This is a genomic window from Geobacter sp. AOG1 (genome assembly GCF_019972315.1).
Lineage (GTDB): Bacteria > Desulfobacterota > Desulfuromonadia > Geobacterales > Geobacteraceae > Geomobilimonas.
Window position 1 is genome coordinate 3,355,127 of sequence record NZ_BLIZ01000001.1, and the last position, 16,462, is coordinate 3,371,588.

General features: G+C 61.7%; 14 protein-coding genes. 12 read left to right on the plus strand and 2 right to left on the minus strand.

Features of this window, described 5'->3' with window-relative positions; all coding sequences use genetic code 11:
- Positions 1 to 85: 85 nt before the first annotated feature.
- Entirely contained in the window at positions 86 to 1,360 is a 1,275-nt protein-coding gene (locus tag LDN04_RS15250) for a hypothetical protein (RefSeq protein WP_223912499.1), read from the plus strand.
- A 218-nt stretch (positions 1,361 to 1,578) separates the two neighbouring features.
- Here LDN04_RS15250 and LDN04_RS15255 read toward each other — a convergent pair whose 3' ends face one another.
- Positions 1,579 to 3,099, minus strand: coding sequence for a radical SAM protein (locus tag LDN04_RS15255; RefSeq protein WP_374045177.1), 1,521 nt, complete (start codon positions 3,097 to 3,099; stop codon positions 1,579 to 1,581).
- A 137-nt stretch (positions 3,100 to 3,236) separates the two neighbouring features.
- Between LDN04_RS15255 and LDN04_RS15260 the strand changes: the two genes are divergently transcribed.
- From LDN04_RS15260 to LDN04_RS15310, 11 genes are all read left to right on the plus strand, one after another.
- Complete coding sequence (locus tag LDN04_RS15260; RefSeq protein ID WP_223912502.1) at positions 3,237 to 4,106, plus strand: alpha/beta hydrolase; 870 nt, start codon at positions 3,237 to 3,239, stop codon at positions 4,104 to 4,106.
- Positions 4,107 to 4,390: 284 nt separating this feature from the next.
- Positions 4,391 to 5,671, plus strand: coding sequence for an acetate kinase (locus LDN04_RS15265; protein ID WP_223912503.1), 1,281 nt, complete (start codon positions 4,391 to 4,393; stop codon positions 5,669 to 5,671).
- Between the two features lie 44 nt (positions 5,672 to 5,715).
- Positions 5,716 to 6,873, plus strand: a complete 1,158-nt coding sequence (locus LDN04_RS15270) for a glycosyltransferase (RefSeq protein WP_223912505.1) — start codon at positions 5,716 to 5,718, stop codon at positions 6,871 to 6,873.
- Positions 6,870 to 7,370, plus strand: coding sequence for a hypothetical protein (locus LDN04_RS15275; protein WP_223912509.1), 501 nt, complete (start codon positions 6,870 to 6,872; stop codon positions 7,368 to 7,370). The genes LDN04_RS15270 and LDN04_RS15275 overlap by 4 nt, the downstream gene beginning before the upstream one ends.
- A gap of 232 nt (positions 7,371 to 7,602) precedes the next feature.
- On the plus strand, positions 7,603 to 9,954 hold the full coding sequence (gene ptsP, locus LDN04_RS15280) for a phosphoenolpyruvate--protein phosphotransferase (RefSeq protein WP_223912513.1): 2,352 nt from the start codon (positions 7,603 to 7,605) through the stop codon (positions 9,952 to 9,954).
- Between the two features lie 288 nt (positions 9,955 to 10,242).
- A complete protein-coding gene (locus LDN04_RS15285; RefSeq protein WP_223912516.1) occupies positions 10,243 to 11,235 on the plus strand; it encodes a hypothetical protein in 993 nt (330 codons plus the stop codon).
- A gap of 1 nt (position 11,236) precedes the next feature.
- Complete coding sequence (locus LDN04_RS15290; RefSeq protein WP_223912519.1) at positions 11,237 to 12,733, plus strand: Ni/Fe hydrogenase subunit alpha; 1,497 nt, start codon at positions 11,237 to 11,239, stop codon at positions 12,731 to 12,733.
- The gene (locus LDN04_RS15295) at positions 12,730 to 13,221 is read left to right on the plus strand and encodes a hydrogenase maturation protease (protein WP_223912522.1); all 492 of its coding nucleotides are present in this window, start codon (positions 12,730 to 12,732) and stop codon (positions 13,219 to 13,221) included. The genes LDN04_RS15290 and LDN04_RS15295 overlap by 4 nt, the downstream gene beginning before the upstream one ends.
- Entirely contained in the window at positions 13,212 to 15,176 is a 1,965-nt protein-coding gene (locus LDN04_RS15300; protein ID WP_223912524.1) for a CoB--CoM heterodisulfide reductase iron-sulfur subunit A family protein, read from the plus strand. Before LDN04_RS15295 ends, LDN04_RS15300 begins: the two co-directional genes overlap by 10 nt.
- A complete protein-coding gene (locus tag LDN04_RS15305) occupies positions 15,173 to 15,616 on the plus strand; it encodes a hydrogenase iron-sulfur subunit (RefSeq protein ID WP_223912527.1) in 444 nt (147 codons plus the stop codon). Before LDN04_RS15300 ends, LDN04_RS15305 begins: the two co-directional genes overlap by 4 nt.
- A gap of 2 nt (positions 15,617 to 15,618) precedes the next feature.
- On the plus strand, positions 15,619 to 15,840 hold the full coding sequence (locus LDN04_RS15310) for a sulfurtransferase TusA family protein (RefSeq protein ID WP_223912539.1): 222 nt from the start codon (positions 15,619 to 15,621) through the stop codon (positions 15,838 to 15,840).
- A 258-nt stretch (positions 15,841 to 16,098) separates the two neighbouring features.
- Here LDN04_RS15310 and LDN04_RS15315 read toward each other — a convergent pair whose 3' ends face one another.
- On the minus strand, positions 16,099 to 16,329 hold the full coding sequence (locus tag LDN04_RS15315) for a hypothetical protein (protein WP_223912542.1): 231 nt from the start codon (positions 16,327 to 16,329) through the stop codon (positions 16,099 to 16,101).
- Positions 16,330 to 16,462: the final 133 nt, after the last annotated feature.

The window sequence follows — 16,462 nt, forward strand, 5'->3', positions numbered from 1 at the left end:
CATTGTCCCCCCGTCCCGCAGCTGTTACAATTCTACGGTGGAATCCCGCAAGGGGTGAATGAAATAGTGCGCACCAGGAGCGACCATGCCTATCACCGCATTCGATACCTTGAGGGGAAACATCCGCTCCTTTCTCGGCGGGGCCGAGGTTGACCTCATTGCCGGCACGGAAGAAGCCGTGGCGACGGAGCCCGCCATCCGTATCGGCATCTCCATCGAGGAACGCCCTTACACCTTCACCGCCAGGCGCGCCCCCCTCCCCTTCACCCGCACCGAAGAGGCCTTCTGCCGGGAGCTTCTCATCGCCTTCTCGGCACTCTACTCCGGATTCCGGCAGGAGGGTTACGCGGCACACTTTCGGACGGCACTCCTCGCCTCCATCATGGACATCACGGTGGCACGCTTCCTCCGGGGAGACCACCGAAAAGGGTTCTGGCCGATCCAGCAACTGATACAGCTGCTGAAAAACCTCTCCTATCAGCAGTACGAAGGGACACCGGCCACCACCGGCTTTCTCGTCCACCGTACCACCCTTCCCGAACTACGCCGGCTGATCAGGTACCGTAAGCATTCCCTCTTCCCCCTCCAGCCCTACCAACCCATCACCCCCACCTTCTTCGACAACCCCCTCGCCTACCGCTTCATTGACGGCAACAACCTGTTTTTCGTCGCCAACATCCAGATGCAGGTGACCGGCATCATCAGGACCAGCAACGCCGAAACCCACAACGATGTCGAGCGCCTGACAAACCGGGAAATCTTCTCCCTCGTCAGGAACACCGGGACGGGGGCCTTTGCCGTGACCGTCAACGATGCCTCCGAAATCGAGGTAATGGCCAGCCCCGACAAGCTGCTCGTCCGGCGCAAGGGAAGCTGGGCCATCTTCGACCCGGACATCTTTCGCTCCTTCCTCGCCGGAAGCCTGGTTGGCGAGGCGACGGACGACCTGATCTGGACGGTCTACGCCCTCTCCAAGGTCCGGCACGGCACGGTTATCCTCATCCATGACCGGGGCCCCCGGCAGCTGGCCTCCCTGAAGAAGGGGTCAGTCGGCGGAGACGACCCCATCGGCCGGCTCCTCACCCGCCGGGTAAAGGGAAAAACCATCGGCGACCTGAAGCATTCGGGGACCCTGCTCCGCCTTCTCTCCTCCGACGGGATGACGGTTTTCAGCCGGAGCGGCAGGCTCTTGGAAACCGGCTTCATCATCGACACCTCCCATGCCCGGGAGGTAGTCACCGGAGGGGGACGGACCACGGCCGCCAGCGCGGCGTCCTTTTTCGGCAAGGTGATCAAGGTGTCGCAGGACGGTCCGGTCGAACTGTACCAGGAGGGGAGGCAGATCTACCGCTTCGGATGATACTGAAATGCCCGCATCCGCGGGCGTGAGGGACGAGTGCCCCATTCCGCTCAGAGTCCCCTCGTGCCGCCGCTGTATGGCTCATTCCGCGCTGGTCGATCAACTCGCCCTGACGGACTCGAACACGATCGGCCGGCTCTGCTCCATTTCGCCTACACCGGCTGGCACTCGGGCACATTCGCTCTACGGGGCATTCGTCCCTCACAGATTCAGGCCTTTTACAGGGTGAAAAAGGGGGCATGATTGGAAGTAAAGAGGGGGGGATCGCGTCTCAGGATGGAAGCGACGGCGGGGTCGCGCCTGAATTCGCGGGACAGGAACCGTCGCACCTGCTGCCGGTCCCACCCCTGGGGATGGCGAAACCCGGTATAGAGGGAGAGGTCCGCCTCGTAGAACGGTTCGGTATCGTATGCGGCTGATTCATCCCCGCAGACCGGCATGTTGAAGATCGCCAGGTTGAGGAAACCGATGGAGTCCCGGTGCCGGACCACGAACTCTAGGGTCCGCCGCGCTGCCGGTTCCGTTTCCGCAGGGGTACCGAACAAGAGATAGAGATACACCGCGATCCCCGCCTCCCGCAGGTTCGCCAGCACCCGTGACGCCATCCCCACATCGATCCCTTTCCGCAGCCGATCCAGCACCCCCTGGTCACCCGATTCCAGCCCGAGCTTGAGCATGACGCACCCCGAGCGCTTCAGAGCCCGGCAGAAATCGGCATCCGCCAGTTCCTCCCCGAATCGGGCGAACCCGTACCAGGGGGCCGGCAAGGGGGAGTCGATCAACCTGCGCAACAGCGCCGGGCTGATGGCGTTGTCCAGGAGATGGATGAGGGCCGGCCTCGTTTCTGCGGACAGGGTCTGCAGGTCGTCCAGCACCTCTCCCACGGGGACGGGATGGTACCGGTTCCCCTCGGCCCGTTCGGGGCAGAAGGAACAGTCGTTCCAGTAGCAGCCGCTGGCGGCGCTGTAGGGGAGGATGAAGCCGGGGGAGAGGTAGGCGTCCAGCGGCAGGGGGATGTAATCGGGGGGAACATGCTGCCGCCCCGCCCCGTCGACGCCGAACAGTTTCAGCAGAGGAACTTCCCCCGCTCCCGCAACCAGGTGATCCACGAGACCGCCAAAGGGGTTGCGCCAACCGGGGCGCTTCATCCACGATGTCACCAGCCCGCCGCCGATAACGATGATGAGTCCGGGGAACCGCTGCCGCAGGTACCCGATCATGGCGAAGGTGCACAACGCCTGCCCCAGGTAGTTGAGGGAGAAGCCGACGACCCGGACCGCCCCACCGTGCAGGTTATCCAGCAGTTCCGGCAGGCGCGTGCTGAAATAGGGGTAGAAGGGATTCCGGTCGGGATGCTCCGCCGCCGCGAGCAGGTCGGCGCTCCGGAGGGGGGAGAGGCGGGGATGCTCATAGTCCGAAAGCCCCACGACGGCACCGCTTTCCCGGGAGGAAACGGCGAGGACCCGGTTCACATCGCTCACCGCCCTGGCGTAACGGTCGGGGGAGCCGTAGGTCCGGGGGTCCCGCAGGGCGGCGATATTGTTCGAAACGTTTTTCAGCGCCCGGCGGCTCCAGGTGTCGTCCGCAACCTGTGGCCGCTCCAGCAGGTAAAGGAGCCCTTCCAGGTTGGCGTCCAGCATCCGGCAGGGGATGCCGTGGGCACGAAGCACTGCCGAAAGTTGTGCAATGCCGGCCGGCGGTTCGCACGGCTTGGCAACGGGTGGCGCGATAAGGAGCATGGCCCCATTATGCGTGATGCACAACGCCATGGCAAGGGGATTGGCCCGCACCGCATTTTCATCCTTTATTTCTCCAGCATAACCGGTATGATGGGAGAAAGCGCCGCCAGGAACATTCCCCACGAGGGCCCGCCCCCATGAACCCGAGAAGAATCATGACCATCCTGCTGCTGACCGTCCTCCTCGTCCTCCTCGCCCGCTGGCGCGTCGGCCGGCTCTTCTATTACCCGGACCATGTCAGCTACGGCACGCCGGCCGATGTTGGTCTCAAATACGAAGAGGTCACCTTCCCGAGCAGGGACGGGACCAGGCTCACCGGCTGGTTCGTGCCGGCGGTCGGCCCGGCCCACGGCACGGTCATCCATTTTCATGGCAATGCCCAGAACATGTCCGCCCACTTCGGCTTCGTAAACTGGCTCCCCGCGGCAGGCTTCAACCTGTTCGTCTTCGATTACCGCGGATACGGCAAATCGGCCGGCAGACCGGACCGGCGCGGCCTGTACGAAGACTCCCTGGCCGCCCTCGATTACATCCGGACGCGAAAGGACCTGGACCGGGACCGACTGGTGGTTCTCGGCCAGAGCCTTGGGGGTGCCCAGGCCATAGCCGCCGTCGGCGGCGGCAACCGGTCCGGCGTCAAGGGGGTGGCCATCGAATCCACCTTCTTCTCCTACCGGGAGATCGTCCGCGACAAGATCGGCGACATCCCCCTCCTCTCTCTCCTCAAAACGCCCCTCGCCCGGCTTCTCATGGACGACGACCTGAGTCCCGCAAACGCCGTGGGAAAAATCGCCCCCATCCCGCTCCTCCTCGTCTACGGAACCTCTGATCCGATAATCCCCTATGACCACGGCACCCGGCTCTTTGCCCTGGCGCGGGAGCCGAAGCAGTTCTGGACCATCGACGGCGGAGAGCATACGGAAGCCTTCATCGAAACAGGCTCCCCCCATCGCCTGCGGCTTGTCGCCTTCTTCCGGGAGACAGTGGGCACGCGTAAAGGCAATTGACCGGTTATTGACCAATCCATGAGAGCTGAGCGTTCCGTGGAGCGAATGTGCCCGAGTGCCAGCAGCTGTAGGCGAAATTTGAGCAAAGCCGGCCGATCGGCCGGCGCGAAATGAGCCGTACAGCAGCGGCACGAGGGGAAGCTGAGCAAAACGGAACTCACAACTCTCAAGCATTTCTCAGCGCAAGACGGGTTGACGCGCTTTGCCACATGTGAGACAGTAAGGTTTCCGCGAACCGGGATTCTCCTCCCGGCCTCCCCTCACTCTTCTTCCCGGAGTCACCCGTGCTCATCCTTACCCTCAATTGCTGGAGCTATTCCATACGTTATCAACTGTTCGACTGGGACAACCACGCCGTCCTCGCCCACGGTGAAGTGGAGCGGATCACCGTCGGCGACACGACCATTACCCACACCGCGACAAACGGTACCGGTTACCGACGGGAGGTGGAATGTCCCGACCACCGGGCCGGCATCGCCGCCATTCTGGCAGCCCTCACCGATCCCGGCTCCCCGGCCATTTCCAGCCTGCAAGCCATAAGCGCCATCGGCCACCGGGTGGTACATGGAGGGGACACCTTCACCCATTCCACCCTCATCGACGACGAGGTCCTTAACGCCATCCGGGACGCTCAGCAGCTGGCGCCACTTCATAACGGGCCCAACATCGCCGGCATCGAAGCAGCGCGGGACCTCTTTCCCCACATCCCCCACGTTGCGATATTCGACACCGCCTTCCACCAGACCATGCCCGAGCACGCCTATCTCTACCCCCTGCCGCTTGAGTGGTACACGTGGCACGGCATCCGGCGCTACGGGTTTCACGGTCCCTCCCACCTCTATCTCTCCCGGCGGGCCACCCTGCTTCTCCATAAACGGCCGGCCGATTGCAACCTGGTGACCATCCATCTTGGCAAGGGGGTTTCCCTCTGTGCCGTCAAAAACGGCCGCTCCATCGACACGAGCATGGGACTTACCCCCCTGGAAGGAGCGGTCATGGAAACCCGCTGCGGCGACATCGACCCGGGGATTCCCCCCTTCATGATGGAAGAAGGGAATCTCACCGCCCGGGCCATGGACAACATCCTCAACCAGAAGAGCGGCATGGCCGGCATCACTGGCAGCGCCGCCGAGCGGAGCCAGCTGCGGGAAAAGGCCGCCGGTGGGGACGAACGCTGCCGGCTCGCCCTGGAAATGGAGAGCTACCGGCTGCGCAAGTACATCGGCGCCTACATCGCCGCCCTCGGCCGACCGGATGCGGTGGTCTTCAGCGCCGGAGGGGGTGAAACGGAGTGGCAGCTGCGGGAAAAGGTCCTGCAGGGGCTGGAATGCTTCGGCATCGCCCTGGACAACGACCGGAACCGCGCAGCCGTGGGTGACGAAGGGGAATGGTGCATCTCCCGGGACGATTCGGCAGTTCGGCTGCTCGTCATCCCGACCAACGAGGAACTGGTCTTTACGGAGGACGTGGCCGCCATCATCGCAGGTCACCATCCCGACCCCCTCTCCTACGATTACCGGTTTGCCCGGCCGGCGGCGGGTGGAGGGGATGGGGCAAAGGGTTGAAAGGCAGGGAGTAAAGACAGGTACGCTACAGAGGAGATTCTGCAATGACACCTTCCGGCAGAAAACAGAAGATAGCCATCTTCAGCGTCTCCGCCGGCGCCGGCCATGTCCGGGCCGCCCAGGCGCTGGAAGCGGCGGCCATGAAATGGTACCCGGACGTGGAGACCGTCCACGTCGACCTGATGGAACTGGTCCCCAAGCTCTTCAAGACCGTCTACGCCGATACCTACATCAAGGTGGTGGAACGCCACCCCGCCTTCTGGGGCTACCTCTACGACAAGAGCGACCGTGAACGGGTGGATTCCGCCCTCTCGAAACTGAGGATCGCCGTCGAACGGCTCAACACCCGGAAGTTGCGGCAGCTCCTCGTGGATATCGCCCCGGACCACGTCATCTGCACCCACTTCCTGCCGGCCCAGCTCCTGGCCCGGAAGCTTCGCACGGGGAGCTTCGGCAAGCCGGTCTGGGTCCAGGTCACCGACTTCGATATCCATGCCCTCTGGCTCCACGACCGGATGAGCGGCTACTTTGCCGCCCACGAGGAGGTAGCCTGGCGCATGGCCGAGCGGGGAATCCCCGCCGACACGATCCACGTCACCGGCATCCCGATCATGCCGGTTTTCGGTGAACCTCAGTCACGAAGCAAGTGTGCCACGGAATTCGGCCTCGATCCGAACAGGACGACAATCCTCATGATGTCGGGGGGAGCCGGCGTGGGGGGAATCGAGGTGCTGGCAGACCGGCTGCTCCGGCTGGAAGGGGATTTTCAGATAGTGGCTCTTGCCGGCAGGAACGAGCAACTGCTGGTGGAACTGCGGAGGCTGGCGGAGCGGCGGCCGGGACGCCTTTTCCCCATGGGGTTCACCCGTGTCATCGAACGGCTCATGGCGGCAAGCGACCTGGCCATCACAAAGCCGGGGGGACTCACCACCTCGGAGTGTCTGGCCGTCGGGCTCCCCCTGATCGTGGTCTCTCCCATCCCGGGACAGGAAGAGCGCAACGCCGACTTTCTCCTGGAAAACGGTGCCGCCATGAAGGCATGTGACGCGGGGGCACTGGCCTGGCGAGTTAACACGCTTCTCGACAACCGACAGCGGCTCACCCTTATGGGGGAGAATGCCCGGCGGGTCGGCCGGCCCGATGCGGCACGGCATGTGCTCGATATCGTGCTCGGTACGGCTATCGGGAAGCGTCCGTCATGAAATCCGGATCCCCGTCTCGTCACCCCCTCTTCCTCGTCGCCTGGGTCGCTCTGCTCGCCCTTTTTTTCGCTATGACCGAAATCCAGATCGAGGGTGCCCATGGCTGGGCCGCCTCCCTCCCTACCTGGCGTATCGAGAAGCACTGGCTCCTGGACATCTTCTGGGGGGGACGGCCTATGACCGGCTACCACGCCTGGGTCTTCCCCTTCATGCTCCTTGCCTTCCACCTTCCCCTCGCGCTCCATGGCACATTTTCCTGGCGGCTGGAGGCCCGGTGCCTCGGCGCCCTCATGCTCTTCTGGATCATGGAGGACCTCCTCTGGTTTCTTCTCAACCCGGCGTACGGCTGGGCGAAATTCACCCCGCTGCATATCCCCTGGCACAAGCACTGGCTGGCCGGCTTCCCCCTGGATTATCTCGTTTTCATCTTGGTCGGAGGGGCACTCCTGGCCTGGTCGTTTCGGCGGCCCATGGCCAACGCCGCAGATAACCGGTGATATCACCATAATGATACGGCACTACTGTCGAAATGGCGGGAGAGACGGCAAGCCGATTATTTAGAAACGCTTAAATAGAGCTATCAAATCATATATGGCGGCCGTCTTCGGCCAATGGCAAAGTTCTTGCTGGGTCACGGTTACTTGTCGATAAAAATTTCCCACAGCCTTCCGTTTTGCCGATGGATGGACTATACTGAAAAGTGGTAAATTTGCAGGCAAAGGGGCCTGAATGGTCGAAGCACGGCAGGAAACCCTGGGGTTACGCACGCTGGAGGACATCAGCGGACTGATCCTCCATTCCCACGATCTTCAGGAAACCCTCGACAACATCGTCACCCTCGTTGCCCGGCGGATGGGGTCGGACGTCTGCTCCATCTACCTCCTGGAAGACGACGGAGAAACCCTCCGCCTTGCTGCCACCAAGGGCCTCTCCCGAAGTTCGGTCGGCAAGATCACCATGAAGACCTCGGAGGGGCTCACCGGCCTCGTCATGGAGCAGAAAGGGATCGTGGCCATCGAGGATGCCCCGGCCCACCCCCGCTATAAATACTTCCGGGAGACAAAGGAGGAGAAATTCCTTTCGTTCCTCGGCATTCCCCTCTTCGAACGGAAGACCCCGGTCGGGGTCATCGTCGTCCAGACCCGCGAGACACGGGTCTTCACTCCCGCTGAAATAAGCACCATCACCACCATCGCCTACCAGATAGCCAGCATCGTTATCAACGCCAAGCTCCTCGACTCCATCCGCCGCAAGGAGGAGGAACGCGCCTTCTTCCAGCAGGAACTGGAGCGGATGAAGGCAGCCGGCCTGATCAAAGAAGAAAAAGGGGGCTCGACCCGCAAGAAAAAAGGCCGCCAGCCCCTCTCCCTGATCGGAATAGCCGCTTCGCCGGGATTCTGCTGGGGAAAGGTATATGTCCTCAGCCAGCGCAGCAATAACGCCGGGGTGGAGCTGGAATCCGTCCTCCCCCGGGAGGAAGAGCGCAAGCGTTTCCAGGTCGCCCTGGAAAAGACCAAGATCCAGACCCTCTACATGGAAAAGCGGGTTGGCGATATGCTGTCGAAGGAAGATGCCTCCATCTTCCACACCCACCTCATGATCATGGAGGACAGGGGCTTTCTCGCCAAGGTGACCGACCTCATCGAGGGGGGAGCCAGCGCCGGTCGCGCCGTCCGGGAGGCGGTGGAGAACTACGTGCAGGCCTTTGCCCGCATGGATGATCCCTACTTGCGGGAGCGTTCGGCGGACATGGAAGACATCGGCCGGCGGATCATCAGCGCTCTCGACGGCTCCGATCGTCGCGACCGGTTGCGGGAGAAACGGATTATCGTGGCCCGGGACATCTTCCCGTCGGACATGGCAACCCTCGACCACGAAAAGATTCTCGGCATCATCACCGAAAAGGGGGATGTCACCTCCCACGCAGCCATCATGGCAAGGTCACTCGGCATTCCGGCCGTGCTCGGCCTCCCCGATCTGCTCAAACAGATCGGCCTGCGGGACGACGTAATCATCGACGGCAACTCCGGCCATATCTACCTCAACCCGGACGACAAGATCAGGGGAGAGTACGAGCGGCTGCAGCGCGACCATGGGGTGCGCCAGCGGGAACTGGAGGAACTCCGCGACCTGCCGGCGGAAACCACCGACGGCGTGAGGGTAAGCCTGAAGGCCAACATCGGCCTCCTCTCCGACATCCGCGTCGCCCTCGCCAACGGCGCCGAGGGAGTGGGGCTCTACCGCACCGAATTCCCGTTCATGACACGCAAGGCCTTCCCCGGCAGGATCGAACAGCAGGCCCTCTATGTGAAGATACTGGAAGGGTTCGCCGACCTGCCGGTGAACATCCGGACCCTCGATATCGGCGGCGACAAGGGGCTCCCCTATTTCACCTATCCCAAGGAAGACAACCCCTTCATGGGATGGCGCTCCATCAGGGTCTCCCTCGACCAGCAGGAAATCTTTCGTGAGCAGTTGGCGGGCATTCTCCTCGCCTCCCCCCATGGCAAGGCCAGTCTCATGTTCCCCATGGTATCGGGGGTGGACGAGATCCGGACCGTCAAAGGAATCCTGGCAGATGTCAAAGCCGAACTGGAGCGCGCGGGGAAGCCGTTCGACCACTCCATCCGGACCGGCATCATGGTGGAACTGCCGGCGGCTGTGCAGATCGCCGATCTCCTCGTCCGGGAAGTGGACTATTTCAGCATCGGCACCAATGACCTGATCCAGTACACCCTGGCCGCGGACCGGAACAACCCCAAGGTGAAGCAGTACTATGACGCTTATCACCCAGCCATCCTTCACTCCATCAAGCGGGTGGCCGACGTGGGGCGGGCCGCCGGCAAGCCGGTCTCACTCTGTGGCGAGATGGCCGCGGAACCGATCAACGCCCTTCTCCTCCTCGGCCTCGGGATCACCGATTTCAGCCTCTCTGCCCCCTACATCCCGCTCGTCAAGCAGGCCATCCGCAAGACAAGTCTGGCCTTCGCCCGGGAAATGGCCATGATAGTACTGACCATGGAAAGCAGTCGCGACATCAGGACATACCTGATGGAGCAGCAGGCTGCCCTGGGGATATGATTCTCCTGCCGTATCACCACATGCCGTCCGTAACCCTGCCAAATGACAGCAACTCTTTCGTTATTACCCGTTTGACTATCCCTCTATTCCCCGAATTAACCCTCACCACCACACTTCGTCACCGAATCCAAACAGCCAATCGGGGACTCCGCAGGCATTTACCATAGTCCAATTACCCATAAATAATTAAACGGCAGTAATCTTGCATCCCTACCCCCAAGAACGGAGCCGCCGGGATAATGGACCCTGGACAGGCTCCCCATTTCACCTGTCGGAGAAAGGTCGGTTATGTCGGACAAACCAAAACTCGCCATGTTCTGGGGCGCATCGTGCGGCGGCTGTGAAATAGCCCTCGTTAACCTGCACGAACGGTTACTCGACATAGACGAGGCCTTCGATTTCATGTTCTGCCCCTGCCTCATGGACACCAAACGGCGCGACATCGATGCGCTGCCCGACCGGGGGATCGCCCTGACCCTCTTCAACGGCGCAATCCGGACCGCCGAAAACGAGGAGATGGCCCATCTCATGCGGCGCAAGTCCCAGTTCCTCATCGCCTTCGGCGCCTGCGCCAAGGGGGGTGCCATTCCGGCCCTCTCCAACCTCCATGCCCCCGTGGACCATTTTGCCAGCATCTATCTGGACAATCCCACCGTGGAGAATCACGGCCTCATCTTCCCCCAGACCGAAACCTCCGTGCCGGAGGGAGAACTGCATCTGCCGGCCTTTTACGGCACGGTGAAGAGCCTTTCACAGGTGGTCGATGTGGACTACGTCATCCCCGGCTGCCCTCCCGAACCCCACCAGATTTGGAACGTCATGGAACTGGTACTTCAGGGGGGCCCCCTCCCCCCCCGGGGGAGCGTGCTCGGCGCCGGACAGACAACGGTTTGCGAGGAATGCGGCCGCCGCAAGGAAGACAAGAAAATCACGCGCTTCTACCGAACCTGGGAAATCATCCCCGACACCGAGCGATGTCTTCTGGAGCAGGGGCTTGTCTGCATGGGGATTGCCACACGGGACGGCTGCGGCGCTCCCTGCCCCCAAGCCAACATGCCCTGTTCCGGATGTTACGGCGCTCCGGAAGGGGTACTCGACCAGGGGGCGAAAATGGTGGCAGCCCTCGGCTCCATCATCGACATCGACGCCCTGAAGGGGCTGCCGGAGAGTGAGATTACCGCGCACATCGACAAGGTGCTCGGCTCCATCCCCGATTACGCGGGGACTTTCTACAAGTTCACGCTGGCGGAATCACTGCTGAAAGGTACGGTCAGGAGATAACGTGGAGCGGATAAGCATCGACCCCATAACCCGCCTGGAAGGGCACGGCAGAATCGAAATTTTCCTCGACGACGCGGGGAACGTGGCCAACGCCTATTTTCAAGTTCCCGAACTGCGGGGATTCGAACAGTTCTGCATCGGCCGGCTGGCCGAGGAGATGCCGATCATCACCAACCGGATCTGCGGAGTCTGCCCCGAAGCCCACCACATGGCATCGGTCAAGGCCCTCGACGACCTCTTCGCGGTAGAATCGCCGCCGGCCGCGCGTAAAATTCGCGAACTGCTCTACATGGCATTCTTCGTCACCGACCACACCACCCATTTTTACGCCCTCGGCGGCCCCGACTTCATCGTCGGTCCCGACGCTCCCCCGGGGGAGCGGAACATCCTCGGCGTGGCCCGCAAGGTGGGGCTCGACATCGCCCGACAGGTAATCGGCTGCCGGTCACGCAATCATCACATCATCCAACTCCTGAGTGGACGGGGAATCCACCCGGTGGCAGGAGTGCCGGGAGGGTGGAGCCGGCCCGTAACCTCGGCCGAGCAGACGGAAGTCGTCGAGGCAGCCCGGCAGAACGTGGAATTCGCCCTCTTCACCCTGCAATTGTTCGCCGACATCGTGCTCGCCAATCCGGTCTACCGGGAGCTCGTCACCTCGGACCTCTATCTCCACCGCACCTACTCCATGGGAACGGTTGACGCGGACCGGCGGGTCAATTTCTACGACGGCCTCGTCCGGGTGGTGGATCCTGACGGGAATGAACTGGTTACCTACCCGCCCTCCTCCTACATGGACCATATCGCCGAACGGGTCGAACCCTGGACCTATCTTAAGTTTCCCTTTCTTAAAAACGTTGGCTGGAAGGGATTCGTGGATGGCCCGGAGAGCGGTGTCTATACCACAACCCCCTTGAGCCGGCTGAACGTTGCGGACGGCATGGCGACCCCCCGGGCACAGGAGCACTTCGACCGGTTGTTTGCCACCTTCGGCAGCACGAAAAACGACAAAGGACGCTACCAGCCGGTGCACCATCGCCTCGCCACCCACTGGGCCCGGCTCGTGGAACTTCTCTACGCCGCCGAGCGGATGCTGGAACTTGCCGAAGACCCGGAAATCATCTCTCCACACATACGCACCATCCCCGACCCGCGCGGCATAAAAGGGTCCGGCATCGGCTCGGTGGAGGCGCCTCGCGGCACCCTCACCCACCATTACGTCACCGACAAACGCGGAGTACTCCAGCAGGTGAACCTCATCGTCGGCACCACCAACAACTACGCTCCCATGGCCATGTCGGTGAAGCGGGCGGCCGAGGGGCTCATCAAGGGAGGAGAGGTTATCGAAGAGGGGCTCCTCAACCGGATCGAGATGGCCTTCCGCCTCTACGACCCCTGTCTTTCATGCGCCACCCATGCCCTTCCCGGCCAGATGCCGTTTCGGCTTCTTATCCGCGACCCACAGGGTAATATCCTCCGGGAACTGGGGAGAAATCTATGATGACCACCGCGAAAGCGACCATTATCGGCATAGGCAACCCTCTGCTCACGGACGACGCCGTCGGAATCGTCACCGTACGTCGGTTGCAGGAAACTCTGGGCGGGCGAGACGATATCGTGCTCCAGGAACTCTATACCGGCGGAATCCGGCTCATGGAAGCAATGGCGGGCTTCGACAGGGCGTGGGTGGTGGATGCCATGGTGACCGGCACCGTCCCCCCCGGCACGCTCCGCCGATTCTCGCCGGCCGACTTCGTCGCCACCCGCCATACCGCATCGAGCCACGACACCGACTTGGCCACGGCGCTGGAAACGGCGCGCCTCCTCGGCATCCGGCTCCCCCGCGAGATCACGATCTGGGGGGTGGAAGCGGCGGAAGTGGGGCAGTTCGGCGAACTCCCCACCCCCGCCGTAGCCATGGCCGTACCACTGGTCATCGCCAGCATTCTCGGAGAGCTGTCGTCCGTCGGGAGGTCATCATGCGTGTAGGGGTCTACTTCTGCAATTGCGGCACCAATATCGCCGGCAAGATCAACCCGGAGCAGGTCAAGGCACAACTCCGGGACATGCCGGAAGTTGACTATTTCGAGACCTGCGGGTTTCTCTGTTCGGAAGACGGCAAACGCTTTCTGGCCGAAGATATTCGAAGCAAGGAGCCTGACCGGGTGGTCATCGCCGCCTGCTCGCCCCGGGACCACGAGGCGAACTTCATGCGGGTTCTGGAAAACGCCGGGCTTAACCCCTATCTTTTCCAGATGGCGAACATCCGTGAGCAGGTGGCCTGGGTGACCACCGATCCCGAACGGGCTCTGAGCAAGGGAGTCAGCGCCATCCGGAGTGCAATAGCCCGGGTGCGTCTCCACGAACCGCTGGAAAAACAGAAACTGGACATCGTCCCCGACGTACTCGTGATTGGTGCCGGGCCGGCCGGCCTCAAGGCCGCCCTCGCGCTGGCTGCCGCCGACCGGCGCGTGGTGCTCGTGGAAAAGGACCCGGTCATCGGCGGCAAGCCGGTTCGCTACGAAGAGCTCTTTCCCGCCATGGAGTGCGCCCCCTGCATGCTGGAACCGCTCATGGGTGATGTCTTCCACGGGGAACACGCCGACCGCGTGGAACTCCTGACCCAGACCGAGGTGGTGGAGGTGACCGGCTACTACGGTAATTTCATCGTCAAACTCCGTCAACAGTCGCGTCACGTCGATCCGGTCCAGTGCATCGGCTGTGGTGAATGCGTCGCCGCCTGCCCCGCAAGCGCGCCCAACGAATTCAACTGCGGCATGAGCGAACGAAAGGGCATCGACTTTCCCTTCGCCGGTGCCCTCCCCTATGCCCCCTACCTCGATCACCAGACCTGCACCAGAAAAAACAGGGGGGACGAATGCCGCCTCTGCAAGGACGCCTGCCCCCTCGGCCCTGACATCATCGACCTTGATGCGGGTGAACTGGTGAAGGAACGGAACGTCGGCGCCATCGTTGTCGCCACCGGTTCCGGTCTCTATGACTGCTCGGCCCTGCCAAACCTCGGCTACGGCAGACTGCCGGACGTCTATACCAGTTACGAATTCGAGCGAATCCTCTCCTCCACCGGACCGACCGGCGGAGAACTGGTGACGAAAGAAGGAAAGCTGCCGGGAAGTGTCGCCATCATCCACTGCGTCGGCAGCCTCAACGAGACGCACCGGCCCTACTGCTCGGGCGTCTGCTGCCAGTATGCCTTCAAGTTCGACCACCTGCTGCGGTCAAGGTTCCCCGATATCCGGATTACCCATCTCTACCGGCAACTGGTCCTTCCCGGCAAGGACGGCACCTCTCTCTACCGGGAGGCGGTAACAAGCCATGCCGTGGACCTGATTCGCTATGAAAATATTAGCGATATCTCACTTTACTCTTGCAATTCAGGCAATGGCGGAACTATTATTAGCACAGGCCAACAAAATAAGCTTAATGCGGACCTTGTCATCCTCTGCACCGCCATGATCGCTGCTCCGGGAGCAGACACCCTGGCCGAGGTGCTCGACGTCAGCCGTGACCGCTGGGGGTTCTTCGAAGAACTGCATGGTCGGCTCGATGCGGCCCAGAGCAAGCTAAAGGGAGTGTATCTGGCGGGAACCTGCCAAGCCCCCATGGACATTCAGCAGGCCATGCAGCAGGGGATGGCGGCTGCGGGGTATGTACTTGCCGGACTGGTCCCCGGTCGCAAGCTGGAGATCGAGCCGATTACCGCCGCCGTGCAGACCGATCGGTGCGGTGGCTGCCGTGTCTGCGTAGCTGTCTGCCCCTACAAGGCAACTGGTTTTGACGAAGAGAGCCGCAAATCCGCCGTCAACCCGGTCCTCTGCCACGGCTGCGGCACCTGCGTGGCGGCCTGTCCGGCCGGCGCCATGGAAGGACACCATTTCACCTCCGCAGAGATCACGGCGGAACTGGAGGAGGCCCTCGGATGATGCGCCATAACGTGCCGGCAGATTTCGAGCCGAAGATCATCGGTTTTCTCTGCAACTGGTGCTCCTACGCAGGAGCCGACAAGGCGGGAACTGCGCAACTCGCCTACCCTCCCAATATCCACGTGGTCCGGGTAATGTGCAGCGGACGTGTCGATCCCCAGTTTGTCCTGCAGGCATACCACAAAGGGGCGGATGGTGTGCTCATACTGGCCTGCCACCCGGGGGACTGCCACTACAAAGAGGGGAATTACCGCACTGCCCAGCGCAACAGGCTGTTGAAGCTGCTGCTCGGCCAGTTTGGCATTGAAGAGGAACGCTGCCGGTTTGACTACGTCTCCGCCGGTGAAGGGGATCGGTTTGCGAGAATTGTCACGGAGATGGTCGAGTCGCTCAGGCTGCTTGGTCCGTTCGCCACTAACCACCATAGAAAGGAGGCATGAATATGTCTGTCACCACGTTTGATGCCCGCGGGATGAAATGCCCGCAACCGACCCTCCGGCTTACCACAATGTCGCTCAAGATGCAGCCGGGAGAAGTGCTGGAAGTCGTAGCGGACTGCGCAACCTTCGAAAAGGACGTCCGCGAATGGTGCGACCGCTGCAAAAAGATTCTGCTCTGGGTGCGAAGCGAAGGTCCCGCCATGCGCTGCCAGATCCAGTTCTGATGACACCGTGACAGGGGCGGCCAGCGAGTCGCCCCAATCATTCTCTCCCGTGCTGCAGCCAACATCTCTCTCCATTTGCCAAAATCTACCAAGCCAGAACGAAAGCACTTAGGCCCGGCCCTTTGTCCTGAGAACGTGGCAGTATTCTGCCCTGCTTTCGGGACGCTCAAACTGAAAGGGGGGCTGATCCTTCGATCGCCCCCCTTTCACCCCTGGTCCCCGATACTTATTCTATTGTGGTGTACCACCGCACCTCCTTCAGTGCGCTGTATGTTCATGGGCCACTTCCCGTTTGATCCCTTTCGCGAAACCGAGCATCATCATCACGGCCGGGAGCATCTGGGCTACCACGATCAGCGCGCAGAATGCGAGGAAGATCCCTGCGAAGATGCCGCTATTGTCTTCCCGGGCGCCGGAGGCCGCAAAGGCAGAAGAAACAGTCCCGATCATCATGGCCATCGCTGCGGTTACATTAGCTAGTGTTCTCATGACATCCTCCTCGAATCCTTTTTTTTGCTTCTCAGCTTTTGTCTTACCTATTGCAGCGACCGGGCCAAAATAAAAATAATTTCACAAATAAACCATAAACACCTTATATCAAACAGAATAAATTTTTTAAATA

Excerpts from the sequence above, each read along its gene's own strand:
- LDN04_RS15250 (WP_223912499.1), top strand. The coding sequence starts at position 86 with ATGCCTATCACCGCATTCGATACCTTGAGGGGAAACATCCGCTCCTTT.
- LDN04_RS15255 (WP_374045177.1), bottom strand. The coding sequence starts at position 3,099 with ATGCTCCTTATCGCGCCACCCGTTGCCAAGCCGTGCGAACCGCCGGCC.
- LDN04_RS15260 (WP_223912502.1), top strand. The coding sequence starts at position 3,237 with ATGAACCCGAGAAGAATCATGACCATCCTGCTGCTGACCGTCCTCCTC.
- LDN04_RS15270 (WP_223912505.1), top strand. The coding sequence starts at position 5,716 with ATGACACCTTCCGGCAGAAAACAGAAGATAGCCATCTTCAGCGTCTCC.
- LDN04_RS15275 (WP_223912509.1), top strand. The coding sequence starts at position 6,870 with ATGAAATCCGGATCCCCGTCTCGTCACCCCCTCTTCCTCGTCGCCTGG.
- ptsP (WP_223912513.1), top strand. The coding sequence starts at position 7,603 with ATGGTCGAAGCACGGCAGGAAACCCTGGGGTTACGCACGCTGGAGGAC.
- LDN04_RS15285 (WP_223912516.1), top strand. The coding sequence starts at position 10,243 with ATGTCGGACAAACCAAAACTCGCCATGTTCTGGGGCGCATCGTGCGGC.
- LDN04_RS15295 (WP_223912522.1), top strand. The coding sequence starts at position 12,730 with ATGATGACCACCGCGAAAGCGACCATTATCGGCATAGGCAACCCTCTG.
- LDN04_RS15300 (WP_223912524.1), top strand. The coding sequence starts at position 13,212 with ATGCGTGTAGGGGTCTACTTCTGCAATTGCGGCACCAATATCGCCGGC.
- LDN04_RS15305 (WP_223912527.1), top strand. The coding sequence starts at position 15,173 with ATGATGCGCCATAACGTGCCGGCAGATTTCGAGCCGAAGATCATCGGT.
- LDN04_RS15310 (WP_223912539.1), top strand. The coding sequence starts at position 15,619 with ATGTCTGTCACCACGTTTGATGCCCGCGGGATGAAATGCCCGCAACCG.
- LDN04_RS15315 (WP_223912542.1), bottom strand. The coding sequence starts at position 16,329 with ATGAGAACACTAGCTAATGTAACCGCAGCGATGGCCATGATGATCGGG.